This is a genomic window from Mycobacterium paraense (assembly GCF_002101815.1).
Lineage (GTDB): Bacteria > Actinomycetota > Actinomycetes > Mycobacteriales > Mycobacteriaceae > Mycobacterium > Mycobacterium paraense.
Genome location: NZ_LQPM01000013.1, coordinates 303,281 through 319,795, shown reverse-complemented (window position 1 = coordinate 319,795; position 16,515 = coordinate 303,281). Strand labels below are relative to the sequence as shown.

Sequence of the window (16,515 nt, the reverse complement as noted above, 5' to 3'; positions counted from 1 at the left end):
CGCAACCCTGTGGTGGATGCCCCTTGCGGCGGCGCAAACTGGGCCCAAGCCAATGAGGGAGGAGCGGGCATGTCCACTCAAGCAATGGACACCATCGCCGGCATCGCCATACCCGACACCGAGCTCGTCCGGGACGCCACCGACTACATTCGCAGCGCAGAAGACGATGTGCTCTTCCACCACTCGCGGCGGGTGTTCCTGTTCGGGGCGCTGCACGGTCGCCGCCGTGGCCTGCAGCCGGACCTCGAGCTGCTGTACGTCGGCGCGATGTTCCACGACCTCGGCCTCACCGCCCGTTACGGGGCGTCGACCCAGCGCTTCGAGACCGACGGCGCCGACGCGGCGCGCGAGTTCCTGCTCGAACACGGCCTCGGGCAGTCCGGGGCCGACAAGGTCTGGCTCGGCATCGCGCTGCACTCGACCCCCGAGGTTCCCGGCCGCCTGGACCCGGAGATCGCCCTGTTGGCGGACGGGGTCAAGACGGACGTGGTCGGCGTCGGCCGGGAGGCCCTGGCTCCAGCGGATATTGACGCGGTGATCGCCGCCCACCCGCGTCCCGACTTCAAAAACCGCATTCTGACGGCCTTTTACGACGGCATGAAGCACCGCCCGGCCTCCACCTTCGGCACCATGAACGCCGACGTGCTCGCGCACTTCGACCCCACCTTCACGCCGGCGAACATGGTCGACTCCGTCCTCAGCAGCAGCTGGCCGGAATAGCGGAAAGGAGCAGACAAATGGAGATCCACGAGGCGCTGTACACCACCAGGATGATGCGGCGGCTACGCCCGGACCCGGTCCCGCTGGACGTGCAGGCGCGCATCCTCGATGCGGCCGTTCGCGCGCCCAACGGCGGCAACACCCAGCGCTGGCACTTCGTGGCCGTCGACGATCGGGAACTGATCCACGAGTTCGCCCGGCTGTTCCGCCAGGCCCGCGCCCTGGAATACGAAAAGTTCCAGGCGGGTCAGGGACCGATGGCGGCGCCGGCGCCCGGTGCCGACGCAGCCGCCCACGCCGAAACCATGCGCCGAATCAAGGGCTCGGGGGACTACCTGGCCGACCATTTCGAAGATGTTCCCCTGCTGCTCTTCGTCTTCGCCATCGACGACCTCGGCGGCGCCAACATCTACCCGGCGATCTGGAGCGCCTTGCTCGCCGCCCGGGCCGAGGGCGTCGGCGGCGTCATGACGATGGTGCTCAACAACTTCCGCGACAAGGTGAACGAGTTGCTGGGCGTGCCCGTCGAGGAGGGCTGGAAGATGTCGGCCATGCTGACCCTCGGCTACCCGCGGGGAAAGTGGGGCGTGGCAGCCAATCGCCGCCCCGTGCACGAGGTTTCGTCGCGCAACCGCTGGGATTCGCCATTCGGTGTCGAGGTGCCGCAGCCGCTGTGGTCGCCCCAAGCCGAGACGACGGCCGGCCTGGCCGCCGTGGGATGAAAGGAGACGAGATCATGCCCATCCAGACTCCGCAGACCATCGCCGACATCGCGATACCCGACACCGAGCTGGTGCGCGAGATCACCGAATACATCCGCGACGCCGAAAACGACCTGCTGTTCGACCATTCCCGACGGGTCTTTTTGTTCGGCGCGCTCCAGGCCCGGCGCCGCGGACTGCAGCCGGACCTGGAACTGCTCTACGCCGGGGCGATGTTCCACGACCTGGGTCTCACCGAGCGCTACCGCGGCTCCACCCTGCGCTTCGAGGTCGACGGCGCCAACGCGGCGCGTGAATTCCTGCTTCAGCATGGCGTCGACAAGGCCGACGCCGAGAAGGTGTGGCTGAGCATCGCCCTGCACACCACGCCCGGCGTGCCCGAGTTCCTCGCGCCCGAGATCGCCTGCGTCACCGCGGGTGTGGAGACCGACGTGCTGGGCATCGGCCGGGAAGACCTTTCCCCCGAGGCGCTCGCCGCGGTGACCGCCGCCCACCCGCGGCCGGATTTCAAGAGGCGGATCCTGGCGGCGTTCAACGACGGGATGAAGCACCGCCCAGACAGCACCTTCGGCACGGTCAACGCGGATGTGCTGCAACACTTCGACCCGACGTTCGTCCGCGCTGATTTCGTCGAGATCATCCTCGATAACACCTGGCCCGAGTAGCGAAACCGGCTGGGTGGTCCACGACTCCCCGGGCACCGGTTACCAATCGCCTTCATGCGGGGGCCAAACGTCAGATCCATCGGGAGAGACGGCCGGAATAACGCCGGTGAAGGACTCCCACACGCCCGAACAAAACGCCGCGTACGGAATCGTCATGCCGGGCTTCTCCGGCGAGTCAGGTTAGCGGCGGTTCAATGCCCCGGCGGCCTGGGATAACAACCAGTGCTCGGCTTCGTCCCAGGACCAGTCGCGGTCAGCGACCAGGAAATGCCATGCCTCGTGCCCGAAGCAAAACCACAGGACGTCGGTCGCCCGCGCTTCGGTCATCTCTCTCGGAAGCGCTTTGAGCTTTCGCAGCCGCCCCGCGATCTGACCGAAGGCTTGCCGATACCCCGCATCGGACTGGCGAAGGACGTGGGTTGCCGGCTCGTCAACGGCCGCAGCTTTTTTCATCACTTGCACGATGTCGTGATAACGCTCGTTGTCCACGCGGATTCCGTGAGCGGCGATTTTAAGAACCTCTGCGCCGGACTCGCTCTTACGAACGGCCGAAAGCGTCTCCTCCACGATCGGGTCGCGCATCGCCTCGTCGATCAGCGTGCCCAGGATGGCGGCCTTGCCGCCCGTGCTGGCATACACGGTAGGCAGCGCCAGCGATGCGCCGGTCGCGATGTCCCCCACGGTCACCTTGCCGTAGCCATACTCGAGGAACAAGCGCATCGCGGTGTCGAGAATTTTTCGGCGGGTACCGAGCGCGGCCTTCGTCCGGACCGCCGATTGATAGCGGCGAGTCGGCTTGGCCGGTGCCCACTCGTTCCCGCCTGTCATAGCTCCCTCGGCTGGACAGCTTCAAATTTCGCTATAGGATATCTCTGACCAATACGACCCCGGCTTCAGTGACACGCACAAATTTGCGGACGCTGACAGAGGCGGAGTGCGGTGTAACGGTGCGGTTGATCGGCCGGCAGGCGGAATGTGCGGTCCTCGACCAGCTCGTCGAGGCGATATTCGCCGGGCAGAGCCGTGCGCTCGTCCTGCACGGCCAGGCGGGCATCGGAAAATCGGCGTTGCTGGACTACGTTAGTGCGCGGGCGTTGGGCTGCAACGTGGTTCGTGCCGCTGGTGTGCAGTCCGAGATGGAGCTGGCCTTCGCGGCGCTGCATCAATTGTGTGGGCCGATGCTCCATCTCTTGGATCGATTACCCGAGCCGCAGCGCGATGCGCTTCGGACGGCGTTCGGCATGGTTACCGGCCCGCCGCCGGACCGGTTTCTCATCGGGCTGGCCGTGTTGGGTTTGCTGTCCGAGGGGGCCGACCAGCGGCCGCTCATTTGCCTGGTGGACGACGAACAGTGGCTCGACCACGCTTCGGCCCAGGTGCTCGCGCTGGTCGCGCGGCGCCTGGTGGCCGAATCCGTCGGCCTGATTTTTGCCGCGCGCGTGCCCGGCCGGGATCTGACCGCCCTGCCGCACCTCGCGATCGGTGGGCTGCAGGATGCGGAGGCGCGCGCGCTGCTCGATTCGGCGCTGACCGGACCGCTTGACCCGCAGGTGCGCGATCAGATCGTCGCCGAGACGCACGGGAACCCACTGGCGCTAATGGAACTACCGCGCGGACTCACTGCCCAACAGCTGGCGGGCGGATTCGGGTTGCCCGGCGCCGCGCGGGTTTCAGGAACCGTCGAGGAAAGCTTTCGGCGCCGCATCACGGCTTTGCCTGACTCGACGCGCCAACTGTTGGTGCTGGCGGCGGCCGAGCCAACCGGCGATTCGGCGCTGATCTGGCAAGCGGCGGAGTGGCTCGGGATCGACGCCGACGCCGCGGAGCCGGCGGTCGACGCGGGCGTGGCCGAGTTCGGCGATCGCGTGTCGTTCCGGCACCCGCTGGCCCGTTCGGCGGCCTACCATTCGACGCCAGTGCAGCAACGACAGCGGGCGCATCAGGCCCTCGCGGAGGTCACGGACGCACCGTCGGACCGCGACCGGCGCGCCTGGCACCTGGCGCAGGCCACCGCCAAGCCGAACGACGACGTCGCCGACGAGCTGGAACGGTCGGCCGGACGGGCCCGTGCGCGTGGGGGAATAGCCGCGTCGGCCGCATTTCTCGAGCGCGCAACGTTTTTGACGGTCGACCCCGCCGGGCGTGTGCAGCGGGCGCTCGACGCCGCGGCGGCCAAGGCGGAAGCCGGCGCCTTCGACGCGGCGTTGGACCTGATCGCCCGGGCAGAGACCGGGCAGATGAGCGACTCCCAGCGCGCCAGGGTCGATCTCATCCGCGCCCAATTGGCGTTTGTCACCAACCGCGGCAGCGACGCTCCGCCGCTGCTGTTGAGGGCCGCCGAGCGGCTGGAGACGACCGATGTAGCGCTTTCCCGCGCAACGTATCTCGAGGCGATGTCGGCGGCGATGTTCGCCGGGCGACTGGCGGGCGATTGCGGGGTCACGGAGGTAGCGCGCGCCGCTCGGGTATCACCGCGGCTACGGGATGACTGCCTACCCGATCTGCTCTTGGACGGATTCGTCGCGCGCTTCGCCGACGGCTACGCAGAAAGCGTGCCGAAATTCCGTCGTGCAGTCGACGCTGCCCTGGCGTCACCCGGCGAGGACTTGCTCTGTCTGTGGCTGGCGAGCATCGCCGCGCTGGACATCTGGGATGACCGAGGCTGGGATTTGGTTTCCGCACACCACGTCGAGGTGGCCCGAGCTACCGGCGCGCTAACCGAACTGCCCCTCGCCTTGAGCACGCGCGCGGTGATGCTTCAATTCGCCGGCGATCTCACCGCCGCGGAGACTCTCGTTCAGGAAGTGCGTGAGGTGACGGACGCAACCGGCGCCGGCCTGGCCCCCTACGGCGCACTGCTCCTTGCCGCGTATCGCGGTCAGACCGCGGAAGTATCGGCGCTGATCGATGCGACCACCAAAGACGTCACACGCCGCGGCGAAGGTATCGGGCTGACCATCGCGGAGCGTGCGGATGCGGTGCTGAACAACGGAATTGGTGATTACAAGGCCGCGATGGCCGCGGCACGGAGCGCCGCCGGGCGCGTGACGGACCTCGGCGGAGCGTTATTTGCCTGGGTTGAACTCGTCGAGGCGGCCGTGCGCTGCGGAAGGAACGACTTGGCCGCTGAGACCCTGAACCGGCTCGCCGAGACGACCCGCGCCAGCGGGACCGATTGGGCGCTGGGTGTGGAAGCGCGTTCGCGGGCGTTGCTCTTCGGCGGAGCCGAGGCCGAGGTGCTCTACTGCGACGCGATCGAGCGGCTCCGTCGCACCCGTATGCGGTCCGAGCTCGCGCGCACCTACCTGCTGTACGGCGAGTGGCTGCGCCGTCAGCGCCGTCGTACCGACGCCCGGGCTCAGCTGCGCCAGGCGCACGGCATGTTCGAGGCGATGGGGATGGCCGCCTTCGCCGAGCGGGCCGCGCGCGAGCTTCGGGCGACCGGCGAGACAGCCCGCAAGCGCACCGCCGAAACGAGCGGAGAGCAGCTGACCGCGCAGGAGGCCCAGATCGCGCGGTTGGCCCGCGACGGGCTGTCGAACCCCGAGATCGGGGCGCGGCTGTTCATCAGCGCGCGAACCGTCCAATATCACCTGCGAAAAGTGTTCGCCAAGATGGACATCGTCTCGCGCAGCCAGCTCGACCGGGTTCTCTGACTGGCCACCGGCGGATGCGACAAGCGTCTCGCCTACCGCAAGCTTTGTTCATGGGTCGAGACGTCGTAGTTCTCACCGGCGCGTCGAGCGGGTTCGGCCGGCTGAGCGCCGAGGCGCTGGCGCTGGCGGGCCACACGGTCTATGCGTCGATGCGCGATACCGCCGGGCGCAACGCGCTCCAGGTGGAGGCGGTCGAATACTTCGCCAAGGACAACGGTGTCGAGCTGCGGGCTGTGGAAATGGACGTGCAGTCGCAGCCCTCGGTCGATGCCGCGATCGACAAGGTTTTCAACGCCAACGGCCGTATCGACGTGGTGGTGCACAACGCGGGGCACATGGCTTTCGGGCCGGCCGAGGCGTTCAGCCCGCAACAACTGGCCGACCTGTACGACGTCAACGTGGTGAGCACGCAACGAGTCAATCGGGCGGTGTTGCCCCACATGCGGCGACAGCGCCGAGGATTGCTGGTGTGGGTGTCCAGCAGCAGTTCCGCCGGGGGCACGCCGCCCTATCTGGCGCCGTATTTCGCCGCCAAGGCCGCGATGGACGCGCTGGCCGTGGCGTACGCCCGCGAGCTAAGCCGTTGGGGCATCGAGACTTCCATCGTCGTTCCCGGCGCATTCACCAGCGGCACCAATCACTTCGCATGGGCCGGCGCACCCGCCGACCGAGCGGTGGTCGACGAGTATGAGGCGGGACCGTATGGGGGTTTTGGACTCCGGGTTCGGGAAGCCTTCGAGGTAATCGTGCCTCCGGACGCCGACGTCTCTGCGGTTGCCGATGCCATCGTCGCGGTCGTCGATACTCCGTTCGGGCGGCGCCCCTTTCGCGTTCACGTCGATCCGGCGCAAGATGGGGCCGATGTCGGCTTCGCGGTCCTCGACCGGCTCAGGGCCGAGATGCTGCATCGTCTCGGACTGTCGGATTTGTTGAGACCAGCAGGGCTGCTCTAGCGATGTTGTCCGCGACGATCGGGAGTTCAATCGAGGCGACATGCCCCTCGCCGGAGGCCGCCGCGCGGTTCGAGCGCGACGCGATTCCGCTACTGGACCCGCTCTTTACCGGCGCGCTGCATTTGACGCGGAATAGACATGACGCCGAAGACCTTGTGCAGGAAACGATGCTGCGTGCGTATGCACGTTTCGATACGTTTCAGGACGGCACGAACACCAAGGCGTGGCTGTACCGAATCCTGCAGAACACCTGGATTGATCAGTGTCGGAAGAAATCGCGTCGGCCGACCGAAGTGCTGGCTTGGGACTGGCCCTCGAGCGACTCGGCGGAGGTTGCCGCGTTGGAATCCTTACCGGGCGAGGCCGTTAGAGCAGCCCTCATGGCACTGCCGGAGGACTCGCGGTTGGCGGTCTATTACGCCGACGTGGAAGGATTCTCGTACAAGGAAATTGCCACCATTCTGAACGTTCCTGTCGGCACGGTAACGTCGCGGCTGCATCGGGGTCGGCAAAGAATGCGGGCCCACCTGATGGTTCAAGCACAAGCCGTGCGAAATCTCTCCCGGTAGGACTTGGGGGTGATTCCCAGGTGATTGACAAACGCTCGCCTGAGCGTCTCCGTGCTGCCGAAACCGGCAAGACGCGCGGCATCCGTCACGGTCCGGCCCGCTTCGAGTGCGGCACGCGCGAAGTCGATCCGGACCGATTCGACGTAGCGTGCCGGAGTCGTGCCAAGTTCGGACTGAAACAGTCGGGTCAGCTGACGCGTACTCAGAGACGTCCGGTTCGCGAGCTTCTTAACACTGTGGTCGGCCGCGGGATCGGCGGCGATCGCGTCGGTGGCCGCCCTCAGCGGAGAACCCGGCGGCGGATCGGCCTCAACCAATACCGAGAATTGCGATTGCCCGCCTGCGCGTTTGAGGTACACCACCAACGCGCGCGCGACCTCGCGAACCAAGTCGGGGCCGTAATCCAATTCGACCAACGCCAACGCGAGGTCGATGCCCGACGACACACCCGCGGAGGTGAACACGTCGCCGTCGCGGACAAAGATTGCATCCGGCTCGACTCCGACGTCGGGAAACGCGCGGGCCAGGCGTCCGGTATGCCGCCAGTGCGTGGTGGCCCGCCGGCCGTCGAGCAGCCCCGCCTGCGCCAGGATGAACGATCCCGTGCACACCGACGCCAGCCGCCGGGTCCGGGCAGGCACCGTCTTCACCGCCTCGATGAGCGCGGGATCGATCGGGTTGCCGACCAGCGTGTCTCCGCCCGCGACCACGACGGTATCGGCGGACTCGACGGACGAGATGCTCCGGGTGACTGCGAACCGCGTTCCTATCGAGGTGATTACGTCATTTCCATCGACCGAGGCGATCTCCAGCGAATAGTTCGCGCCGAACCGGTTGGCTTCGACGAAGACCTCGGCGGGCCCCGCCGCATCCAACAGCTTCACCCCGTCGAAGACGACGATGACCACCACGCGCGGTGTTGTTTTGACGCCGACCACCTGCCCATCGTGTCGCCGTTGTGGGAAGGATGGCGAAATCGTAACGGTCTGGGTCCCAAGCAAGCAACACACTGCCTACCGGAATGGAGGAAAAACACCATGGTCATCCGTCGGCCGCTACCATCGCCGACATCGCGCTGCCCGATGTCGTACTGGTGCGCGAGGTCGACACGTGTGAATCGATGCGTTGCAACAGAAGAAATTTGGTCGGTCCGCGCTGAATAACACGTCACGACGCGTGTTTGGCGCCCACCGCCGTTTGTTCCGGCAGTCGGAACACCTAGTTGGTCTTCACCCAGACCGCTGCGTATCCATAGCTGTGTCCCTGCTTGCGTGAGCTCGTAGACAAGAAGAACGGAACGTGGTGGCGGCCGTATACGCAGTTACCAAAGGACTTTCGCAATGACTAGAACATTGCCGGAGGAAACCGCGCCGCCGGTGCTCCTGCTGGTGCACGGCGCCTGGCTTGGCGCATGGAGCTGGGAGAAGGTGCAGCCTCAGCTCGCCGCGCGCGGCTGGGAGGTCCAGACTGTCGATCTGCCGAGCGTCGCCGATCTGGGCGGACCGCGGTTCGGGCTGCACGACGACGCTGCCGTGGTCAGGAAGCGCATCAAGGAAATTGGCCGCCCGGTGATCGTCGTTGCGCATTCGTACGGCGGCGCCGTCGTGTCGCAGGCCGCCGCCGGTCTGGCGAACGTCCGCCACATTATCTACATCTGCGCCTTTCAATTGGACATCGGGGAATCCTTGATACAGCTCAGCGGCAGACTCTGGTGGTGGAACGTCGACGGCGACACTATGACGGCCCACGACGCTGAAGAGATTCTCTTCACCAATGTGCCGCGAGAAGACGCCGATCGCGCAATAGCGCGGATGAGGCCGTTCAGCTACGTCGCCGTCACTGAGGTCCTGACCGCCGCTGCCTGGCACAGCGTGCCCTCGACGTACATCGTGTGCGACAAAGACAGGGCGGTCACCGATCAGAACGCGATCGCGGCGCGTGCCACACACGTGCGACATCTGCCGGCGGATCACATGCCTCTGCTGTCGATGCCGTTGGCCCTGACCGACCTCATCGTGGAGGCGGCTAACCACAACGGTTGGCGGCGGATAGGTCATCCCAGGAGCCGAAGGCTTGTGCCAAAGGGCGATCAGTAATGACACAACGGTTGCGGTGTGGCGTATCTGATGCCGAAGCGGTGGTCGGCGAAGACGTGCGGCGACTCGCATATTCGACGCTGGAGCCCGAGTACGACTTCATCGTATGCGGGTCTGGGTCGTCGGGATCGGTGATCGCCAGAAGACTCGCCGAAAATCCCGACGTCTCAGTGCTTCTCCTCGAAGCGGGTACTCACGACGCGACTGCGTCCGTGATGGTGCCCGCCCTATGGGCGACGAATCTGGGAACCGAACGCGACTGGGGATTTCGAAGCGAACCCAACCCCCACATCAACAACCGCTCGCTGCTGATGTCAATGGGCAAGGTCCTCGGTGGAGGGTCGAGCATCAACGTGATGGCGTGGTCGCGTGGCCACCGGGCGGACTGGGATTTCTTCGCCACCGAGGCCAACGACTCCGCTTGGAGCTACGACTCGGTAGTCGAAATCTATCGGCGCATCGAGGATTGGGCGGGGTGCCCCGATCCCCGGTATCGGGGGAGCGGGGGACCTGTGGGAGTGCAACCGGCAACGAGCCCCGATGGTCTCGGCCCGACGACATTGGAGGCCGCCCGGGCCATGGGCCTGCCCACCTTCGCGCATCCCAACGGCATGATGATGGAGCACAACGGCGGCGGGGCCCTTTGCGATGTGATCGTTGTCAATGGGCGACGCCAGTCGATCTTCCGCTCCTATGTCTATCCCATCTTGGATAACCCGAATCTGACCGTCCTTACCAAAACCCCGGTTGCGCGGCTTTCCATCGAGGGCAACCGAATCAACGGCGTCGAGGTACGCCGCGATGGCAAACTGCAACATGTCGCGGCACGTGCGGAAGTCGTGCTGTCGCTGGGGGCGATCAACACGCCAAAGGTGTTGATGCAGTCCGGTATCGGGGATGCATCCGAGATGCGCGAGTTCGCTATCGAGGTTCGCCAACACCTGCCCGGCGTCGGCAAGAACCTCCAAGATCATTCATGTTTGCCGCTGAACTACGAGTTTCCGCAACCGTTCGAAGCGACGAACCAGGGCGAAGCGCAGCTGTTCTGGACGAGCGATCCGGGCTTGGACGCTCCGGATCTGTTCTGCTGTCAGGCGGCGGCGCCACTGGCCAGCCCGGAGAATACCGCCCGATTCGGCGAACTGCCCGCTTCGTGTTGGTCGCTGTGCGGCTCACTCACCCATCCTCGTAGTCGTGGCTCCGTCCGCCTGAGCGGCCCGGCGCCCGATGACCCAGTCCGCGTGCACCTCAACTCCCTATCGCACCCCGACGATTTAGAGCTCGCGGTCTCGTGCGTGGAGTTCCTCCGGGAGCTGGGGAATTCGGCCGCGCTTCGGCCGTTCATCAAGAGTGAGGTGATGCCTGGGAACCTAAAGGATGATGAGCTTCGAACCTTCGTCAGAAATGGGGTGATTCCTTACTGGCATTCCTCAGGAACAGCCAAAATGGGCGACGACCCACTTTCGGTGGTGGACAGCGATCTTCGGGTGCACGGCTTGGAAAACCTGCGGGTCGCAGACGCTTCCGTCATGCCGCGCATCACCTCTGGCAACACGATGGCCCCTTGCGTCGTTATCGGTGAACGTGCCGCGGAATGCATCCGAGACCGGCACTCCCTATGACGTCCGGGCGCCGGGACGCAGCCGGCGGTGTCACGACGCCATGCGATGCATGTCGGACTGGATGAGTTTGGCGACTCGGTCCAGCGGCCGCTTGAATGATTCGAGGTCCTTTCGCATGGGCAGAGCGAAAGCGACGATCCCGGGCTCTCCCGATGGGAGCGCAAACGGTGTCGCGATGCATGAGCACTCCGGGTGCACTTCCCCATACTCGGATGCCATGTGCCCGCTGTAAAGCGCTTGAGAGACAGCGGACCCCGGGCTCTCGGCGCCCAGCGCCTGCTGGGCAGGGCTCAAGATGCCGGTAAATCCCGACCCGTACGCGCGGCACATGGGGCTCAATCGATCTCCCGATGCGTCGTACAGGAATATTGACGCCTTGGTGGCCAGCGACATGGATCGCACCCGGGGTGCGGCCACGCCGGCCAGATCGTGGCGTCGGCGGTCCAATTCATAAAGCCCCGCCGCGAAGGTCCACTTTCGGTCCTCGCGCTGCACGATGTTCTCTTGTGCAAGCTGCTCGAGAAGCCTGTGCACGGTGGTTTTGGGAATACCCGTCTCCGAGGCAAGTCGTGTGACCCCGACCGGGTGGCTTTGAATCCGGCCGAGCGCCCGGAGTAGCACAAAGGCGCTGTGCAACGCACTGCTCGGCGAAGATTCCCGTTCGGCCGATCCGGTCGACTTAGCGGCCGATAACTCATCAAAGCGCTCTGAGCCCACGTGGCGATGATATCTACTCCGCGATTCGAGCGCCGACCCAATCGACAACGCCGTCGATAGCTCGCTGCCGAGACCTGCACGCGATCTTCCAGATATGCCTTCGTACAGCGCTATTGGCGCAAATCTCGCGTTGCACCCGCGTCGTTCCGGCCATCGGAACGGCCATTCGCTCGATTGGGCGCGGAGGCACCAGGATCATCTTCGGACCGTCCGGCAGAGCCCGGCCATGTCGCATTTTGTGGGAAAGACGGCACAAAAGGACTTCTCAGGACGTTCTCGGTTGCATAACGATTCGTCAACGAGGGAGAGCGAACATTGGGCACTGAGCCGGCTATGACCGTTGCCCGCGACGCCACGATTGCCGACGCCGCCACACCTTGAGTGAGAACATCGTGACAGCAAGCGAGGTTCTCCAACCCGACTGCGGGCTATGACGGCTATTCCTCGCCGGCGCAATGCTGAGCAGCTACCAACGCTGGTCGAGTGCGCCGTCGTTGGTATTACGGTCACGTTCAGGTTTCCGCACCGCTGGACGCCGAAAGCGATCATTCGTTTCCTATCGGCGGATATCAGTCGTCGACTCACGGTTGCGAGGAGACCACACAATCATGGTCGCGCATGAATTCCGCGGAAGCGCACCCAAAGCGGCGCAAGGCGGGCCCCTACGTTCTCGATCCGAACTCGCTGCGGCCCGTCACAGAGGAGACTGTTAATGGACGTCTACGAAGCGCTCTACACCACCAGATCGATGCGGCGGATGCGGCCGGATCCGATTCCCCTGGATACCCAGGCACGCATCCTTGATGCGGCGATCCGCGCGCCCAGCGGCGGCAACACCCAGCGTTGGCATTTCCTCGTCGTCGATGACCCGCCACTCAAACACGCGTTGGGCCAGTTGTATCGGCGCGCCAGCGAGATTGAACAGGAAGAGATCAGGACCGGCAGAATGGCTGTGCGGGCACCGGGCCGAGACCGCGCCGTCCACAGCGACACTCTGCGGCGAATCATCCGGTCCGGAAACTACCTGGCCGATCACTTCGACGAAGTCCCCTTGCTGCTCTTCGTTTTCGCAATCGACGACCATGGCGGCGCCAACATTTTCCCGGCCATCTGGAGCGCGTTGCTGGCCGCGCGCGCCGAAGGCGTGGGCGGCGCCATGACAACGCTGCTGCGCTACTTCCGGGACGAGGTCAACGAGATTTTGGGGGTGCCGGCCGACCAGGGCTGGACGATGTCGGCGATGGTGGCCTTCGGCTACCCGCTCGGCCGATGGGGCGTTGCGGCCAACCGCTATCCGGTGCACGAGGTTTCTTCCCGCAACCATTGGGACGCGCCTTTCGGTGCAGAAGTCCCGCAACCACTGTGGCCCGGGCGCGATGGGAAGCCCGTCAAGGCCGAACTGCGGCAGCTGCGGCGCGACACCGAGTGAATTGTGCTCCCGCTGGGGGCGATCATGCCCTGTCGCATTTTGTGTGATGGACGGCCGAAAAGCCCGGGTTGGCGTAGCCCGATATGGCACAGACTGTGCAGTCGAACCACAGAGATCGCCCGATTCGCGATGAGGAACGCAGATATTAGCCGCCACCAACGGTTTCACAGCCGGTACGGGCCGTGGGCGCTCGTCACGGGAGCGAGCGACGGCATCGGCCGTGCGCTGGCTGCCGAGATCGCCGCTCGGGGCGTCAACGTCGTTTTGTGCGCGCGACGCCGCGACCGGCTCCAGACCATCGCGTGGGACGTATCGGCGGCACATGGTGTAGAGACGCTCGCCATCGCGGCGGACCTCGCGCGACCAGAGGGTGTCGATCAACTGGAGCAGGAGACCCGCCACCTCGACATCGGCCTGGTCATCCTTTCCGCCGGGTTTGCCACCAGCGGGCCGTTCGCCGATGCGCCGCTGGCGTCCCAGCTGGAGATGGTCTCCCTCAACGTCACGGCGGTTGCCCGCCTGGCTCATACGTTCGCCCGGCGAATGGGGCAGAGGGGCGGCGGCGGCGTCATGTTGTTCGGCTCGATCCTCGGCCGCCAAGGCGTCCCATGGGTCAGCTGCTACGCGGCGACGAAGGCGTACGTCCACGTCCTCGCCGAAGGTCTGCATCACGAGTTGAAGCCGCGGGGAATCGACGTGCTGGCGGTCGAGGCGGGGCCCGTACATACCGGGTTTGAGGCGCGGGCTGGCCTGCAATACGGGTCAGCCACTACGCCGGAGGTGGTCGCCAAGGCCGCGGTGGCCGCGCTGGGCAAGCACACCAACGTCATTCCGGGGGTTCGCGCGCGGTTCCTCGTGACCTCGCTGGCGCTTCTGCCGGGACGGCTGCGCGTGCGTCTGCTCGGCAAAGTGATGCAGCGTATGCGCACGGCGGCGGCCGCCATGCCGCGGCAGGCCGGGTCACGGGTGTAGATGACGCCCACCGATGATTTTTGTCGCGGTGGTGGCTAGCCACCGGCGGATGCGACCGTGGGCCGGTTCGCTGGAAACTTCTGTGATTGCACCCTTGGGGCAGACGGCCCGCTAAAAGGAGGACGACGATGCGTTTAGTCGTGGCAATGACCGGAGCGACTGGTGCCGCTCTGGGCGTCCGCCTGCTGGAGGCGCTTGGCCGGCTGGGGGTCGAGACGCACCTGATTCTCAGTGATTGGGCACGGGCGACGATCAAGATGGAGACTGATACCAGCGTCGAGGAGGTCCGCGCGCTGGCCTCGCACGCGTACAGCGCCCGCGATCTTGCCGCGGGCATCTCCAGCGGATCTTTTCGGACCGACGGCATGGTCGTCTGCCCGTGCAGCATGAAGACCCTGGCCGCCATCCGGATCGGCTTCAGCGACAACCTGATCACCCGCGCCGCCGACGTCACGCTGAAGGAACGCCGCAGGCTCGTGCTGGTCGCGCGGGAGGCCCCTTTGAGCGAGATTCATCTGGACAACATGCATTACCTGGCGCGCGCCGGTGCCGTGATCTTCCCGCCGATGGTGGCCTACTACACGCGGCCCGCCTCGGTCGACGAGGTGACGAACCAGGTGGTTGGGCGCGTCATCGATCAACTGGGGATCGAGCACAACCTGATCCAGCGCTGGAAGGACGATCAGCCTCCGGTACGTGTGAACGGCCATCGACACCTCCCGGAGCCCGAAGGCTGGATGGTCAGCAACTGACGATGAGCACAGGCCCCAAATTCTGAGGAGTACGAGATGACCACTGGGACAAGCCTGCCCGAAACCACCAACATCATCGAGTCGCGAAACGGGGACCCCGGGCCCGACCTGCGCAGTTGGTTGGCCACGCTCGAGGCCGCCGGGCAGCTGCGCCGCGTCACCGCTTCCGTCGACTGGGATCAGGAAATCGGTGCGATCACCCGCGCGAACCTGTCCCTGGGCGGGCCTGGGTTGCTGTTTGAGAATATCGTCGGCCACGAGAATACCCGGTGCACAAAGCTTTTGACGTCCGCGCTGGGCAGCCGGCGCCAGGTTCAGTTGATGCTGGGACTGCCCGAAGGCACCAGCGATTCGGCCATCGTGCGCCACCTCCGCGAGGCCTTCAAGAAACCCGTCCCACCGCGCATCGTCGAGACCGGTGCGGTCAAGGACAACATCGTCGAAGGCGACGACATCAATTTGTGGGAGTTTCCGGTCCCGAAGTGGCACGGGGGCGACGGCGGCCGTTACATCGACACGTTCTGCGGCGTGGTCACCGAGGACAAGGTGACCGGCAGAGACAACATCGGCCTGTATCGCGGCCAGATCGTCGACAACGACAAGATCGCGAAGCTGTTGGTGCCCACTCAGGGTTGGGGCGTCCACATGGAGGAATACAAACCCGAGCCCATGCCGGTCGCGGTGGTCTACGGGTGGCACGACGTCATGCCGTTTTGCGCCGGCAGCCCATTTCCGAAGAACATCTGCGAATGGGACATGATGGGCGCCCTGCTGGGCCGTCCGGTCGATCTGGTGGCTTGTGAAACCGTGCCGCTGCACGTCCCGGCGAGCGCCGAGATCGTCGTCGAGGGCTTCATCGACCCCGACCCCTCGACGTTCGTCGTCGAGGGACCGTTCGCGGAGTACCCGGGCTTTTTGGGTGGGGCGGCGCCGGCGCCGGTCCTTCGTGTCACCCGCATCACCCACCGCAACGACCCGGTGCTGCGCGGCACGCTCGAGGGAATTCGGCCGGGGATGTTCAACGAAGACAGCATCACCAACTTCGCCCGGTCGGCGATCACCTGGAATGTGCTGGACGACCTCGGGATCGGGGGCATCACCGACGTGTGGATGACCGAGGTGACTAACGGACAGAACACCCTGGTGCAGATCCAGAAGCGCTACCGCGGGCACGCGCAACAGATCGCCTCGGCGCTGTGGGGTACCGGTGGGTCGGTGTGGTTTCACAAGAACGTCATGGTCGTTGAGCAGGACATCGATATCCACGATCCGGTCGCGCTGGACTGGGCCATGTCGTATCGCGTCAACGCCGGGCTCGGCGATATCGCGTTCTTCGGCCCGGGCATCGGCTCGTCGCTCGATCCGTCCACTCCGCCAGAAATGAACGACACCAACACATACGGCACCGGCCAATGGACGCGGGTCCTCATCGACGCGACCCGCAACTGGGAGATCGCGCCCCGGGCGGAGTGGGGCGGGCGCCGCTTCCCGCCCACCGACCGGCTCGAACCCGAGCTGGAGGCCAAAGTCGCCGCCCGCTGGGCCGAGTACGGCATCGGCATCCCTTACCTCGACGACGACGGCCGCGAAATGCTCACCTTGCAGAAACTGAGCAAACGATTCCCCGAGGTGTGATTCGCCT

General features: G+C 65.4%; 15 protein-coding genes. 12 read left to right on the top strand and 3 right to left on the bottom strand.

The window, feature by feature from the left end; genetic code table 11:
- Positions 1-84 precede the first annotated feature (84 nt).
- The 3 genes from AWB89_RS13565 to AWB89_RS13555 are packed head-to-tail and all read left to right on the top strand — an operon-like array spanning position 85 to position 2,107.
- Positions 85-720 carry an HD domain-containing protein gene (locus AWB89_RS13565; protein WP_174627835.1) on the top strand — a complete coding sequence of 212 codons (636 nt, stop codon included), beginning with the start codon at positions 85-87 and terminating at the stop codon, positions 718-720.
- Positions 721-737: 17 nt separating this feature from the next.
- A complete protein-coding gene (locus AWB89_RS13560) occupies positions 738-1,442 on the top strand; it encodes a nitroreductase family protein (RefSeq protein WP_085174247.1) in 705 nt (234 codons plus the stop codon).
- Positions 1,443-1,456: 14 nt separating this feature from the next.
- The gene (locus AWB89_RS13555) at positions 1,457-2,107 is read left to right on the top strand and encodes an HD domain-containing protein (RefSeq protein ID WP_085174554.1); all 651 of its coding nucleotides are present in this window, start codon (positions 1,457-1,459) and stop codon (positions 2,105-2,107) included.
- A 180-nt stretch (positions 2,108-2,287) separates the two neighbouring features.
- On the opposite strand, the gene AWB89_RS13550 is transcribed toward AWB89_RS13555, so the two are convergent.
- Positions 2,288-2,935 carry a TetR/AcrR family transcriptional regulator gene (locus tag AWB89_RS13550; RefSeq protein ID WP_085174245.1) on the bottom strand — a complete coding sequence of 216 codons (648 nt, stop codon included), beginning with the start codon at positions 2,933-2,935 and terminating at the stop codon, positions 2,288-2,290.
- A gap of 83 nt (positions 2,936-3,018) precedes the next feature.
- Here AWB89_RS13550 and AWB89_RS13545 point away from each other — a divergent pair, with 83 nt between their 5' ends.
- Genes AWB89_RS13545 through AWB89_RS13535 form a run of 3 tightly spaced genes read left to right on the top strand, consistent with a single transcriptional unit; the run spans position 3,019 to position 7,285 of the window.
- Entirely contained in the window at positions 3,019-5,763 is a 2,745-nt protein-coding gene (locus AWB89_RS13545) for a helix-turn-helix transcriptional regulator (protein ID WP_241520491.1), read from the top strand.
- 14 nt (positions 5,764-5,777) lie between these two features.
- Positions 5,778-6,716, top strand: a complete 939-nt coding sequence (locus tag AWB89_RS13540; protein ID WP_308206663.1) for an SDR family NAD(P)-dependent oxidoreductase — start codon at positions 5,778-5,780, stop codon at positions 6,714-6,716.
- 2 nt (positions 6,717-6,718) lie between these two features.
- Positions 6,719-7,285, top strand: coding sequence for a sigma-70 family RNA polymerase sigma factor (locus AWB89_RS13535; RefSeq protein WP_085174241.1), 567 nt, complete (start codon positions 6,719-6,721; stop codon positions 7,283-7,285).
- Here the strand turns inward: AWB89_RS13535 and AWB89_RS13530 are convergent.
- A complete protein-coding gene (locus AWB89_RS13530) occupies positions 7,252-8,196 on the bottom strand; it encodes a GlxA family transcriptional regulator (protein ID WP_085174550.1) in 945 nt (314 codons plus the stop codon). The genes AWB89_RS13535 and AWB89_RS13530 overlap by 34 nt on opposite strands.
- A 429-nt stretch (positions 8,197-8,625) precedes the next feature.
- Between AWB89_RS13530 and AWB89_RS13525 the strand changes: the two genes are divergently transcribed.
- Positions 8,626-9,381, top strand: a complete 756-nt coding sequence (locus AWB89_RS13525; RefSeq protein WP_085174239.1) for an alpha/beta fold hydrolase — start codon at positions 8,626-8,628, stop codon at positions 9,379-9,381.
- On the top strand, positions 9,381-11,003 hold the full coding sequence (locus AWB89_RS13520; protein WP_085174237.1) for a GMC family oxidoreductase: 1,623 nt from the start codon (positions 9,381-9,383) through the stop codon (positions 11,001-11,003). Before AWB89_RS13525 ends, AWB89_RS13520 begins: the two co-directional genes overlap by 1 nt.
- 30 nt (positions 11,004-11,033) lie before the next feature.
- Here AWB89_RS13520 and AWB89_RS13515 read toward each other — a convergent pair whose 3' ends face one another.
- Positions 11,034-11,720 carry a helix-turn-helix domain-containing protein gene (locus tag AWB89_RS13515; RefSeq protein ID WP_142282530.1) on the bottom strand — a complete coding sequence of 229 codons (687 nt, stop codon included), beginning with the start codon at positions 11,718-11,720 and terminating at the stop codon, positions 11,034-11,036.
- A gap of 712 nt (positions 11,721-12,432) precedes the next feature.
- Between AWB89_RS13515 and AWB89_RS13510 the strand changes: the two genes are divergently transcribed.
- From AWB89_RS13510 to AWB89_RS13495, 4 genes are all read left to right on the top strand, one after another.
- Positions 12,433-13,149: a nitroreductase family protein gene (locus tag AWB89_RS13510; RefSeq protein WP_085174233.1), complete on the top strand. Its 717-nt coding sequence runs from the start codon at positions 12,433-12,435 to the stop codon at positions 13,147-13,149.
- Positions 13,150-13,278: 129 nt separating this feature from the next.
- Positions 13,279-14,121 (top strand): SDR family NAD(P)-dependent oxidoreductase, encoded by an 843-nt coding sequence (locus AWB89_RS13505; protein WP_158089826.1) that lies wholly within the window; start codon positions 13,279-13,281, stop codon positions 14,119-14,121.
- A gap of 128 nt (positions 14,122-14,249) precedes the next feature.
- Positions 14,250-14,873, top strand: coding sequence for a UbiX family flavin prenyltransferase (locus AWB89_RS13500; RefSeq protein WP_085174229.1), 624 nt, complete (start codon positions 14,250-14,252; stop codon positions 14,871-14,873).
- Positions 14,874-14,909: 36 nt separating this feature from the next.
- Entirely contained in the window at positions 14,910-16,508 is a 1,599-nt protein-coding gene (locus tag AWB89_RS13495; RefSeq protein ID WP_085174227.1) for a UbiD family decarboxylase, read from the top strand.
- Positions 16,509-16,515 lie beyond the last annotated feature (7 nt).

Bases quoted from the DNA above. Each gene is read 5' to 3' on its own strand.
- AWB89_RS13565 (WP_174627835.1), top strand. From the start codon at position 85: ATGGACACCATCGCCGGCATCGCCATACCCGACACCGAGCTCGTCCGG.
- AWB89_RS13560 (WP_085174247.1), top strand. From the start codon at position 738: ATGGAGATCCACGAGGCGCTGTACACCACCAGGATGATGCGGCGGCTA.
- AWB89_RS13555 (WP_085174554.1), top strand. From the start codon at position 1,457: ATGCCCATCCAGACTCCGCAGACCATCGCCGACATCGCGATACCCGAC.
- AWB89_RS13550 (WP_085174245.1), bottom strand. From the start codon at position 2,935: ATGACAGGCGGGAACGAGTGGGCACCGGCCAAGCCGACTCGCCGCTAT.
- AWB89_RS13540 (WP_308206663.1), top strand. From the start codon at position 5,778: ATGCGACAAGCGTCTCGCCTACCGCAAGCTTTGTTCATGGGTCGAGAC.
- AWB89_RS13535 (WP_085174241.1), top strand. From the start codon at position 6,719: ATGTTGTCCGCGACGATCGGGAGTTCAATCGAGGCGACATGCCCCTCG.
- AWB89_RS13525 (WP_085174239.1), top strand. From the start codon at position 8,626: ATGACTAGAACATTGCCGGAGGAAACCGCGCCGCCGGTGCTCCTGCTG.
- AWB89_RS13520 (WP_085174237.1), top strand. From the start codon at position 9,381: ATGACACAACGGTTGCGGTGTGGCGTATCTGATGCCGAAGCGGTGGTC.
- AWB89_RS13510 (WP_085174233.1), top strand. From the start codon at position 12,433: ATGGACGTCTACGAAGCGCTCTACACCACCAGATCGATGCGGCGGATG.
- AWB89_RS13505 (WP_158089826.1), top strand. From the start codon at position 13,279: ATGAGGAACGCAGATATTAGCCGCCACCAACGGTTTCACAGCCGGTAC.
- AWB89_RS13500 (WP_085174229.1), top strand. From the start codon at position 14,250: ATGCGTTTAGTCGTGGCAATGACCGGAGCGACTGGTGCCGCTCTGGGC.
- AWB89_RS13495 (WP_085174227.1), top strand. From the start codon at position 14,910: ATGACCACTGGGACAAGCCTGCCCGAAACCACCAACATCATCGAGTCG.